General features: G+C 61.9%; 11 protein-coding genes. 5 read left to right on the top strand and 6 right to left on the bottom strand.

Annotated elements, in window-relative coordinates:
* A partial coding sequence (locus GSM73_RS01120) for a DUF6531 domain-containing protein (RefSeq protein WP_256676629.1) occupies positions 1–1,961 on the bottom strand: 1,961 nt, incomplete at its 3' end.
* Between the two features lie 368 nt (positions 1,962–2,329).
* Between GSM73_RS01120 and GSM73_RS01115 the strand changes: the two genes are divergently transcribed.
* Positions 2,330–3,004, top strand: coding sequence for a hypothetical protein (locus GSM73_RS01115; protein WP_047228439.1), 675 nt, complete (start codon positions 2,330–2,332; stop codon positions 3,002–3,004).
* A gap of 104 nt (positions 3,005–3,108) precedes the next feature.
* On the opposite strand, the gene mnmH is transcribed toward GSM73_RS01115, so the two are convergent.
* Together mnmH and selD are read right to left on the bottom strand one after the other, a co-directional pair.
* On the bottom strand, positions 3,109–4,212 hold the full coding sequence (mnmH, locus tag GSM73_RS01110) for a tRNA 2-selenouridine(34) synthase MnmH (RefSeq protein ID WP_076383992.1): 1,104 nt from the start codon (positions 4,210–4,212) through the stop codon (positions 3,109–3,111).
* A complete protein-coding gene (gene selD / locus GSM73_RS01105) occupies positions 4,212–5,246 on the bottom strand; it encodes a selenide, water dikinase SelD (RefSeq protein ID WP_047228441.1) in 1,035 nt (344 codons plus the stop codon). The genes mnmH and selD overlap by 1 nt, the downstream gene beginning before the upstream one ends.
* A gap of 139 nt (positions 5,247–5,385) precedes the next feature.
* On the opposite strand from selD, the gene GSM73_RS01100 reads away from it, so the two are divergent.
* On the top strand, positions 5,386–5,670 hold the full coding sequence (locus GSM73_RS01100; RefSeq protein ID WP_107322294.1) for a hypothetical protein: 285 nt from the start codon (positions 5,386–5,388) through the stop codon (positions 5,668–5,670).
* Positions 5,671–5,675: 5 nt separating this feature from the next.
* Here the strand turns inward: GSM73_RS01100 and GSM73_RS01095 are convergent, their stop codons facing one another.
* On the bottom strand, positions 5,676–6,128 hold the full coding sequence (locus GSM73_RS01095) for a DMT family transporter (protein WP_047228443.1): 453 nt from the start codon (positions 6,126–6,128) through the stop codon (positions 5,676–5,678).
* Positions 6,129–6,130: 2 nt separating this feature from the next.
* The gene (locus GSM73_RS01090; protein WP_047228444.1) at positions 6,131–6,625 is read right to left on the bottom strand and encodes a DMT family transporter; all 495 of its coding nucleotides are present in this window, start codon (positions 6,623–6,625) and stop codon (positions 6,131–6,133) included.
* A 111-nt stretch (positions 6,626–6,736) separates the two neighbouring features.
* On the opposite strand from GSM73_RS01090, the gene GSM73_RS01085 reads away from it, so the two are divergent.
* The 3 genes from GSM73_RS01085 to GSM73_RS01075 all read left to right on the top strand — a co-directional run bounded on the left by GSM73_RS01085 (position 6,737) and on the right by GSM73_RS01075 (position 9,166).
* The gene (locus GSM73_RS01085) at positions 6,737–7,669 is read left to right on the top strand and encodes a LysR family transcriptional regulator (RefSeq protein WP_047228445.1); all 933 of its coding nucleotides are present in this window, start codon (positions 6,737–6,739) and stop codon (positions 7,667–7,669) included.
* Positions 7,670–7,722: 53 nt separating this feature from the next.
* Positions 7,723–8,508, top strand: a complete 786-nt coding sequence (locus GSM73_RS01080; protein ID WP_160891364.1) for a hypothetical protein — start codon at positions 7,723–7,725, stop codon at positions 8,506–8,508.
* A gap of 70 nt (positions 8,509–8,578) precedes the next feature.
* Positions 8,579–9,166, top strand: a complete 588-nt coding sequence (locus tag GSM73_RS01075) for a hypothetical protein (RefSeq protein ID WP_076383989.1) — start codon at positions 8,579–8,581, stop codon at positions 9,164–9,166.
* A gap of 213 nt (positions 9,167–9,379) precedes the next feature.
* On the opposite strand, the gene GSM73_RS01070 is transcribed toward GSM73_RS01075, so the two are convergent.
* A complete protein-coding gene (locus GSM73_RS01070; RefSeq protein WP_107322292.1) occupies positions 9,380–10,096 on the bottom strand; it encodes an alpha/beta hydrolase in 717 nt (238 codons plus the stop codon).
* Between the last annotated feature and the right edge of the window lie 51 nt (positions 10,097–10,147).

The following is a 10,147-nucleotide window of genomic DNA, read 5'->3' as shown; positions in this document are numbered from 1 at the left end:
TAGCGTTCGCTTTCGTCGGCGGCGTTGGTGGTCTCGATCAGTCGCCAGCGGGCGTCGTAGCGGTAGGACACCAACGTCTGTTCAGTGCGCCAGGCTTCGTCGAGGGTGATGGCCGGGTGAAAGCTCTGGTAGTCGATGGCAACCAGGTGACGCTGCGCGTAACGCAAGCGCAGAGCGCGTCCGGCGCCGTTGTCCAGGCGGCTGATGTCGCCGTGGATGTTGCGCATGATCGTCAGGCGGTTGGCGTAGCGGTCGCTGAGGGCGGTCAGATGGCCGTCGCGAAAGTGTAGGAAAGGCGCGTCTTCGCCCGGCTGGGCGATGATCAGTTCGTCCGGTTCCACTCCGAGGTAAATCGCCGCGCGGGCCAGGCTGTTGTGGATCGCCGGGCGTTGCTCGCTGGGCAGCGGAAACGTCGTACGGCGGTTTTCCTGGTCGATCCAGATGACCTGCTCGCCCTCAAGCAACAGGCGATGCGCAAGGGCATGGCTCCAGCCGCGGCCCAGGCCGATGTCCAGGTCCACCGCGCTGGTGCGGTACAAGCGGGTGAAGACAAACGGCAGCCGGCCATCGAGGGTGCCGTCATCCAGGGTCAGCAGTTCTTCGCCGGTGACCATCGACACCGGGCAGCCGCTGGTCTGGGTCAGGGCCGCGGTGTCGGCGCTGTCACCGTTGGGGTTTTTCGATTGGTTGGGGGCGTCGTCGTGGGCTTCGAACTGGCTCAGGCGCGTAGAACCCTGGGATTTTTCCCGCGCCACGGCGGCCGGATTGCTCACGGACACTGGCGGCGAATTCTCAGGGGTAATGTGCAAAGGTCCGACAGGGGTCGGTTTTAAAGGCGCACGCTGACTGACCACCAACGGTTTGAGCACATCGGCATGTTGATTGAGCCGGTCGGGGGTGAGTTGGCCCAATCTCAGGCTCGATGCCAGCAACCACTCCCGGGCCCGCTCCGAGCGGACCCGGCCCAGCACATTACCGCTCATGCGCAGACCCAGGCCCAGCCCCCCGGTCAAACGCATCAGCAGGAAGTTGATCAGCACCGAGGCGCGCATCTCGCCCACGACTTCAGCGACGTGCTGGGGCGGCAACATCCGTAGCCAACTGGCGAAGGCCGCCATATGCACGAAGAGCAACGGCTCGTCGCTCAACACCATCAACCCTTTGGCGATTGCCTCAGAGGACGCCTTCAGTAGCTGCTCAAGCTCGGCTTGAGTCAGGTACTCCAACAACTTCTCGCTGTTGGCCTGCAGGTCCGCCAGCAGTTCGAAGACCTGTTTGACGTCGTCCCACAACTGATGCAGGGCGTTTGTGAACCCGCGCCAATCAGCTTGCTGCAATGCGCTGTAGCGCTCGAGAAATCCGCTGTCGGAAAACTCCAACCACAGCGGTTGAAATTCATCCCACTCCGCTTGCAGCCAACCTTCCAGTTGAGCAATCACGTCACGGTAGGACGCGTACAGCGCCTTGACATGCTCGGCCGTCACATGGGGAAAAAAGGTGATGCGATAACGCTGGCCCCGCCAGCAGTCGGGGACTTCCAGAATGCCGCTGGGGCCGATCACGTGATGAACCGGTTCGCCGAAGGTTTCTTTCCCCGGCTCGCCCCCGGTGACCGGTTCCAGCATCACCGGTGTGTCGCCAATCGGCACGAAGCGCGCCGCCTGGAACATGTGCACCAGCGTCAGCGGCCCCTCCGCCGGACAAGCGACCACCGTGGCGCTGACAGGTTGATCAAGCTCCTTCGGTGCCGCCAGGGATACTTCGTTGCCGACCTTGAACACCTGCTCGATATCCAGCGCCCAGCCGGTCCAGAAACTTTCAGCCCAGGCGTCGTAGTCGTTCAGGCAAGTGCGGAAGTCCGCCAGCACCGCTTCGATGTCCGGCTGCTCGGAGTCCATGGCCGCAATCACCAGCGAGCCGATGACGTTGTTCAAAGCCAGGAGTTTGTCGGGGGCGAACATGCGGAAATCTCGCGGTGCGGGGACGGACGCGAGACTTTGCCGAGGACGGCAGGGAAAATAAGTCAGAGGAGGAGACGGCAGGTGTAAGGCGATTCTTTAAATACAAAACCCAAATGAACGCGTCACGAAACTCGCACCCTTCATTCTTAAATTCGCAACATCCTGTCGCTAACATTCGCCCTACCTCCTGGCAGGAGGCCTTACAGTGCACGGAATCGGTCGGTATCGAACCAAAGGGCGCCAGAGGACTCTGAGCAATGCCCCGAGAAATCGAAGCGGCATCACGACAAGGAAAACACCGGAAGCCAAAAACTTCCTGGTGCCCAGGTTTGTCAGCCTGACTTGAGAGAGCCGAAGAATATTATTCAATGATGAACCCACTGAATTTCGCCAAACGCTTCAAGCGCCGACCGTGGCTGATGTTGCCTACGCTGCTTGTCGCTTGTGGCCTGGCGCTGTTGCTGGAGTCGAGCGTCAGTCGCGCCCAACCGGCCGACGGTATCCAGACCTTGGTGTTCCTGCGCCACGCCGAGAAACCCGCCGGCGGCCTGGGCCAGCTCAATTGCCAGGGGCTGAATCGCGCCATCGACCTGGCCACCCTGCTACCGGAGAAATTCGGCAAGGCCGACTATGTGTTCGCGGCCAACCCTACCCGCAACGTCGAAGAGGGCGAGCTGGACAATTCCTACAGCTACATCCGCCCACTGATGACCATAAGCCCCAGTGCCATCAAGCTCGGGCTGCCGGTGAACATCGAGTATTCAGCCAATGACACCAGTGACCTGGCTGACGAACTGCTGCACGACAAGTACCACAACTCGACCATCTACACCGCTTGGTCGCACGGCTACCTGCCGGAGCTGATCAACCAGGTCGCCAGCGACGCGATGGGCAAGAAGCAGACGATTACCGATGATTGGGAATCGGGGGATTTCGATTCGCTGTACGTGCTGACCCTGACGTGGCACAACGGCAAGGCCAGTCTCACCAGCCAGAACTACAAGCAAGGCCTGGACAACGGGCAGGAAACTTGTCCGACATAGGCTGCGGACATTACTTTCGACAATACTTCCTCAATCACCGCCACTGGTCCCCACCGTTATCGCGAGCAGGCTCGCTCCCACAGGGGATTGGCGGTGGGCAGCGATCACCCTTTGCGGGCCGCTCGCTCACGCAGATACTCCAGCACCGCCACCTGCTCACCCGCGAACTCGATCCGCCCGCCCTTCTTTTCGCGCTGGAACACGTACATCGGGTCGTAATACTCACGCAACAGGCCTTCGATCCAGCCGCGATGCAAGTCGACGGCGCCACTGGTCGCCTGCTCGGCCAGGGCCGCTTCCATGATTTGGAGCAAACGTCGATGGCGGTCGCCACCCAGGCGCTTATGGATGTTATTGAGGCTTGCCAGCAACCGCTCGCAAAACAGCGAGAACCCTTCATCGCCATGGACTGCGACAAATTCGCCGCACAGGTTGATGACGTAATCGCGCAGGATCCGCTCGACCCGCCGCTCCAGGCTGTCCTCAAGCCAGACCATCGGAACCTGTTGCATGCGCTGGTACAAAGACAGCGGCAAGGCGCAACTGCCGACCATGCGGCTTTCATCTTCCAGCACGAACTGTTCGATACCAGCGGCACGTTTTTTCAGCACATCCACGGCCAGCAGGTTCTCGAAATCGATATTGGAAGGCTGCCCGGTGGCACGCTTGCCGAAGCTCGAACCGCGATGGTTGGCGTAACCTTCCAGATCCAGGCTGTTGCCCAGTTGAGTCAGCACTTCTGTCTTGCCGGTGCCGGTCATGCCGCCCAGCAACACCAAGTCGCATTGGGCAACCGCCTGCTCGACGGTGTCGAGCAGGAATGTACGCATGGCCTTGTAGCCGCCGCCGACCCTGGGATAGTCGATGCCCGCCTCGTCCTTGAGCCACTGCTGGACGATCTGTGAGCGCAAGCCTCCCCTGAAGCAATACAACACACCATCAGGATGGGCTGTTGCGAACTCGGCCCAGGCCTGGATGCGTTGCGCCTTGGTGTCGCCGGACACCAATTGATGCCCCAGGACAATGGCCGCCTGTTGGCCCTGCTGCTTGTAGCAAGTACCGACCCGTTGCCGTTCGATGTCGGTCATCAACGGCAGATTGACCACGCCGGGGAATGCGCCCTTGAGAAATTCGACGGGGGCACGGGTGTCCATCATCGGTCGGTCATTGAGAAAAATGTCGCGGTAATCGGTGATGTCATGGGTCATCAAGACACCTCGACCGCGTAGGTCTGTCGCTCGACCAGTTCACCGATCGGCTCCAGTGCAAACCCCAGTTCAGCGGCGACCGCCAGAAACGCTTCGTTGCCCTCGGGCGTGACGGCGATCAGCAGTCCGCCGCTGGTCTGCGGGTCGCACAGCACTCGCTTGTGCAGTTCCTGCACGCGCCCAACCTTGCTGGCGTAGCTGTCGTAGTTGCGCAACGTACCGCCCGGCACGCAGCCTTGGTCGAGGTAATACTCGACGCCCGGCAGACGCGGCACCGCGTCGTAGCGGATACGCGCCGTCAACTGGCTGCCATCGGCCATTTCCACCAAATGCCCGAGCAGGCCGAAACCGGTGACGTCGGTCATCGCCGCCACGCCGTCGAGCTTGCCGAAGCGGCTGCCCGGCTTGTTGAGGGTGCACATCCAGTCGCGGGCCAGGCCAACATCGGCGGCGCGCAGCTTGCCTTTCTTTTCCGCGGTGGTGAGGATGCCGATGCCCAAGGGCTTGGTCAGGTACAGGCGGCAACCGGCGGTGGCGGTGTCGTTGCGCTTCATATGACGCTTTTGCACCAGGCCCGTGACCGCCAGGCCGAAAATCGGCTCGGGCGCGTCGATCGAATGGCCGCCCGCCAGGGGAATGCCTGCTTCGTCACATACCGAACGACCGCCGCGAATCACTTCGCGAGCGATTTCCGGGGCCAGTACATTGACCGGCCAGCCGAGAATCGCAATCGCCATCAACGGATCACCGCCCATGGCGTAGATGTCGCTGATGGCATTGGTGGCGGCGATGCGACCGAAATCAAAAGGATCGTCGACAATCGGCATGAAGAAATCGGTGGTAGAGACCACCCCGCGCTCTTCGTCGATGGCATAAACCGCGGCGTCGTCCCGGGAGGCATTGCCAACCCACAACTTGGGGTCAAGGTTCTGCGCACCGCTGCCGGCCAAGATCACTTCCAGCACCTGTGGCGAAATCTTGCAGCCGCAACCGGCGCCGTGGCTGTACTGGGTCAGGCGAATCGGCTCGCTCATGGGCATACCTCTCGTAAGTCAAGGTGGGCGATTCTAGCAGCAACGCCGCCGGTTCAGTGCCGGCGCGAACCCATTGAATTTTCCCCCACCAGAGGAATCACTAGAAGACCAGCCGAGCATTCATCCTAGGAGACCGCCGATGTCCCTCGCCCCCGCTGCCGACGACAGCACCGACCTCAAGTATGGCCTCGACACGCTGTTTGGTCGCCAGACCCAAAGCATCGATTGCCGCTACGATGTCCAACGCTTGGATGACGGTGAACCGGTGTGGTTCGCCCTGCACGTTCAGCCACCGCTGCCGGATGATCTGGAAAAAGCCCAGATCGTGGTCTTCAGCACCGAAGGCCGGCACATTGGCGGTATTGTCCGGCTTGCCAAGCGTCTGGACGATGGCAGTCTGCGACTGGAAGTCGAGCCCGACTGAGGTTCTCAGGCCTGCCGTGCACTGCTGCGATACATGAATACCAGCGCCAGTGCCAGGCAGGCCATCGCCAGCACCCGACTCCCGGACAACTCAATAGCGGGGTTGCCCAACCAGCCGAAATTGTCGATCAGCATGCCCATGGCCAACTGCCCGAGGATCACCGCCACGGTCGCCACGGCGGTGCCGACCCTTGGCACCGCGCCGACCATGACCATCATGTACACCACACCAAACAAGGCACCGCCAAGTTGCCATTTCGGCACGTCCAGCAGGCTGACGGCGTGAGCGGGTTCAAAAAACACGATCAGTAACCCGGTGACCACCGTGCCCACCACGAATGTCAGCAGACTGCTGCGCAGCACACCGACCGTCTGGCCCAGGCGACCGTTGATGGCCGCCTGCACGCTCAACACCGCACCGGCCCCAACGACCAGCAGCAATAGCAAAAACAGATTCATATTCAACCTCGGGCAATCAGGACAAGGGCTACGACGATCAGCGCCAAGGCGAGCCAGCGCTCGCCGTTGACCCGCTTGCGGGTTGCACCGAACCAGCCGAAGTGGTCGATCAGCACGCTTTTACCCACTTGCCCGGAAAGGATTGCGACCATGGTCATGGCAATGCCGATGTGGGGCGTGGCAAGCGTCAGCACGACCACGTAGATCGGCCCCAGGAAACCGCCGATCAATTGCCAGCGCGGCAACTCATTCAAGGCGGGGCCTTGTTGCGGACCACTGAGCAGCAACAGCAGAAACAGAATCGCCGAACCGACGCCGAATATGCTCAGGGTTGCCCAGAGATGCCCCACTTGAACCCCCAGCGGCCCCAGCAGACCGGCCTCTACCGACAGGCCCATGCCAGCCAGGATCACCAGGGGCAGCAACAGCCAGCGCAAAAGCGCTCGTGGTTTGGAGGCAGCCGCCGGGGCGGCGGCGTTGAGTGAAGACGCTTGCATGATCAGAACCTCTGAGAAGAACAATGAGCGGGATTATCGGCTGGCGCAGCTGTGCGATAAATGGGAGCATCCAGACAACACTTTTGCGCAACTCGCACAGCGGAGCAGTCCATGCACGGTCTCAATGAACTCGGCTTCAAGGCCCTGCGGTTGTTTGTCGCCGTGCTCGACCACGGCAGCTTCTCGGAGGTGGCCCGGCGCGAAGGCCTGGCGCCGTCGTCGATTTCCCGGCAGATCCAGTTGATGGAACAGGCCCTCAACCAGCAGTTGTTGTATCGACACACCCGCGCTGTTTCGCCCACTGAAGCCGGCCGCCTGCTGGGTCATCATGCACGCCTGTTGCTGGTGCAACTCGAAGAAGCCGAACAGGCGCTGCAGGAACAACACAGTGAGCCGGCTGGACTGGTGCGGATCAATGCCCCGGTGGTGTTCGGCCAGCGCCATCTGACGCCGTGGCTGGGGTCATTGTGTGAGCGCTACCCGAAGCTGCAACTGGACATCCAGCAAACCGACAGCTACGTCGACCCGCTGCAGGAAGGCGCGGACCTGCTGTTTCGCATCGGCCCGCTGCACGATTCAGGCATGCAGGCGCGAATCCTCGCCCCGCACCGCTTTCAGATCGCCGCCAGCCCCGCGTACCTGGCGCGTTGCGGCACACCGCTCAAACCCCAGGATCTGGCGAACCATCAGTGTCTGGCCTACAAGGGCGTGGCCGGCCAGCAACGCTGGTTTTTCCGCCGTCCGGGTCAGGCCTGGACACCCTACAGCGTCAAAGGGCCGATCACCGGCAACCATGCCGACACCCTGACCCAGGCGGCCGAACAAGGCCTGGGGCTGGTGATGTTTCCGTCGTGGCTGATCGGCGAAGCCGTGCGCAACGGCACCCTGGTGCCGGTGTTGCGCGACTACGAAGCCTCCAACAGCCTAGAGCCCCAGCAGATCGCCATTCTCTGGCCGGGCAGCCGACGTCTGTCGGTGAAAGTGCGTACCGTGATCGACTTTTTTCTACAGTGTTTTGGCGAAGTACCTTACTGGGATCGCTGAAACTGCGAGGTCGGTGCTAACGTGTCGACCCGTCGCCTGACAAGGATAACCCCGTGCTGCTCCTCAAATTATTGGTGATTCCCGCTTTCCTGCTGCTGATTTCCCTGGCGGGCCGGCGTTGGGGACCGAGCGTGGCCGGTTGGCTGTCGGGGTTGCCGGTGGTGGTGGGTCCGATTCTGTTGTTCCTGGCCCTGGAACAGGGCGAGGCGTTTGCCGCTCAGTCGGCGACAGCGGCGCTGTCGGCCATGTTTGCAATGATTGCATTCTGTGTGGTGTACGCCCGGGTCGCCCAGCATCGTGACTGGCCTTGGGCGCTGGGTATCGCGTTGGGCGTCTGGGCGCTGGTGGCGATGGTGCTGTCCTGGTTGCCGGCCTCGCTGCCGCTGTCGAGCGTGATCGCCATTGTGGCATTGCTGGCCGCGCCCTATCTGTTCCCGACAGTTCGACCGGTGATGAGCGGCCCGGCTCCCAAATCCGACAAGCTGCTGCTACGCATGGTCGCCGGCGCGCTGTTGACCCTGGCGGTGACGCTGCTGGCCAGCACCGTGGGTGAACGCTGGAGCGGGCTACTGGCGGTGTTCCCGGTGCTGGGCAGCGTCATGGCAGTGTTCTCCCAGCAAACCCGTGGCGCGGCCTTCACCGCCGCGTTGCTGCGGGCCACGGCCACTGGCATGTATTGCTTCACCGCGTTCTGCCTGAGCCTGGCCCTCACCCTGCCGCTGCTCGGCATGCCGGCCTTTGTCGTGAGTGTCGCGGTGTCGGTGGTCATGCTGCTGGTGACCCGCCGCCTGCTGGTGCGCGCCTCTGCCCCACGGGCCAATGATGTGGCGCACTCGTGACCGACGCTGGAGCCGGTTGGACGCCCATGGGATGATCGCGCTCAAGCACACCCCTTTGTGGAGCGTTTCAATGTCATTGGTAAGTAAACAAGTCGCCGCCCTGGTGCTGACGGCCATCGCCAGTCTGGTGGTGGTGCCTGCCTATGCCGCCCAGCCCAAAACCGGCGGCGCAGCACCGGCACAAAAGGTTTCCCTGCTGGGAAGCAAGTTCAACTTCACCCTGCCCAAGGGCTTCACTGCCACACCGCTTCCGGCCGGCGATGCCGCTCAGGGCACGGCGGGGGCGAAGGGGACGATGTACAGCAATGCCACCAGCAAAACCGTGGTGATCACGGCTGAAAACACCATCATCGATGGCTCGAATGTGAAAGACGACGACAGCACATTCCTCGATGCCACCATGGCCGACTTCGCCGTCCAGAAAATCAAGGCCCTGCCGGATGCCAAGATCCTGAGCGAGAAAAGCCTGACCCAAAAAGGTACCGGCCTGGGTCTGCGCCAGCTCGATACCAAGGCGACCCAAGGCGGTGGGCCGACCCTCGATACCACGTTGCTGGGCGCCTCAGGCACGCGCATGGCAGTGGTACAGATCATTTCCCGGGCCAGCGACAAGGCCGGGCATGAGGCGCTGGTGAAGCAGATCGTCGCTGGTCAGTGACTTGATGGACCGGGTGGTTTTCATCGCGAGCAGGCTCGCTCCCACAGAGATTCTGGGGCGACATGAATCTTGATATCCAATCTGCTATTCATCAAAAGTAATCTTTGCCCCACAGGACTGGAAGCAACCCTGTTTCTGGGAGCGACTCGGGAAAAAGGTGGGAGCGAGCCGGCTCGCGATGGCAGCGGCACACTCAACACCTCTGTCACTGAATCAGGGATTAAGCCGCTCCAGCCAGGCGCGCAGATCCCGCACCTGCATGGCACTGACGCTGTGGCCAACGCCCGGATAGGCATGGAATTCGGGCTCCAGGGCCAGGGTCTTGAGGAAGCTGTCCGCCTCGGTGCCGTCATGGTATGGGATCACCGAGTCCGCCGTACCATGACCGATAAATACCGCCAGCGTCCGGCGCGACTCGTCGGGTGTCAGTTCGGCCCGCAGTACCGACAGCACCCGCCCGCCCAGCGCGGCAATGCCACCGACGGCCTCGGGATGGCGCAGGGCGACCTCGTAACTCATCATCGCGCCCTGGCTGAAACCGACCAGGTATACGTTGCTCGCATCGGTCGGGTACTTGACCCGGGCCTTCTCGATGAAATCCAACAGCATCTGGCCGCTGGCCTTCAGGTCCGCGGTATCACCGTCGTAGGCGCCCTCGCCCTTCTTGGCAAACCATTGATACTGGCCCCGCTCCACGGTCTTGGGCGCTCGTACCGATAGGTAGTTGTAGTCACTGGGCAACTCATCCTTGAGATCGAACAGGTCTTGCTCGCTGCCGCCGGAGCCATGCAGGAAGATCACCAGCGGCCGGTTTCTGGCCTGCTCATCGGCATGGGCCAGGTAATTGAGGGGCAAATCGGTGTGCAGCGCAGGCTGAGCCTGCAAACCGCAAGACACTACCAACAGCAACAGGGCGAGCGCTTTGAACATCAGTCTTCCTCCATCATTCGATAGCCGCACGGCAACGCGCGTGCGCTGAGA

The sequence above is a fragment of the Pseudomonas sp. PICF6 genome (genome assembly GCF_009831705.1).
GTDB classification, from domain to species: Bacteria; Pseudomonadota; Gammaproteobacteria; order Pseudomonadales; family Pseudomonadaceae; genus Aquipseudomonas; species Aquipseudomonas rhizophila.
The sequence above is the reverse complement of the archived record's forward strand: the minus strand, read 5'-3'. Positions and strand labels throughout refer to the sequence as shown.

Bases quoted from the DNA above. Each gene is read 5' to 3' on its own strand.
- GSM73_RS01115 (WP_047228439.1), top strand. From the start codon at position 2,330: ATGATGAACCCACTGAATTTCGCCAAACGCTTCAAGCGCCGACCGTGG.
- mnmH (WP_076383992.1), bottom strand. From the start codon at position 4,212: ATGACCCATGACATCACCGATTACCGCGACATTTTTCTCAATGACCGA.
- selD (WP_047228441.1), bottom strand. From the start codon at position 5,246: ATGAGCGAGCCGATTCGCCTGACCCAGTACAGCCACGGCGCCGGTTGC.
- GSM73_RS01100 (WP_107322294.1), top strand. From the start codon at position 5,386: ATGTCCCTCGCCCCCGCTGCCGACGACAGCACCGACCTCAAGTATGGC.
- GSM73_RS01095 (WP_047228443.1), bottom strand. From the start codon at position 6,128: ATGAATCTGTTTTTGCTATTGCTGCTGGTCGTTGGGGCCGGTGCGGTG.
- GSM73_RS01090 (WP_047228444.1), bottom strand. From the start codon at position 6,625: ATGCAAGCGTCTTCACTCAACGCCGCCGCCCCGGCGGCTGCCTCCAAA.
- GSM73_RS01085 (WP_047228445.1), top strand. From the start codon at position 6,737: ATGCACGGTCTCAATGAACTCGGCTTCAAGGCCCTGCGGTTGTTTGTC.
- GSM73_RS01075 (WP_076383989.1), top strand. From the start codon at position 8,579: ATGTCATTGGTAAGTAAACAAGTCGCCGCCCTGGTGCTGACGGCCATC.
- GSM73_RS01070 (WP_107322292.1), bottom strand. From the start codon at position 10,096: ATGTTCAAAGCGCTCGCCCTGTTGCTGTTGGTAGTGTCTTGCGGTTTG.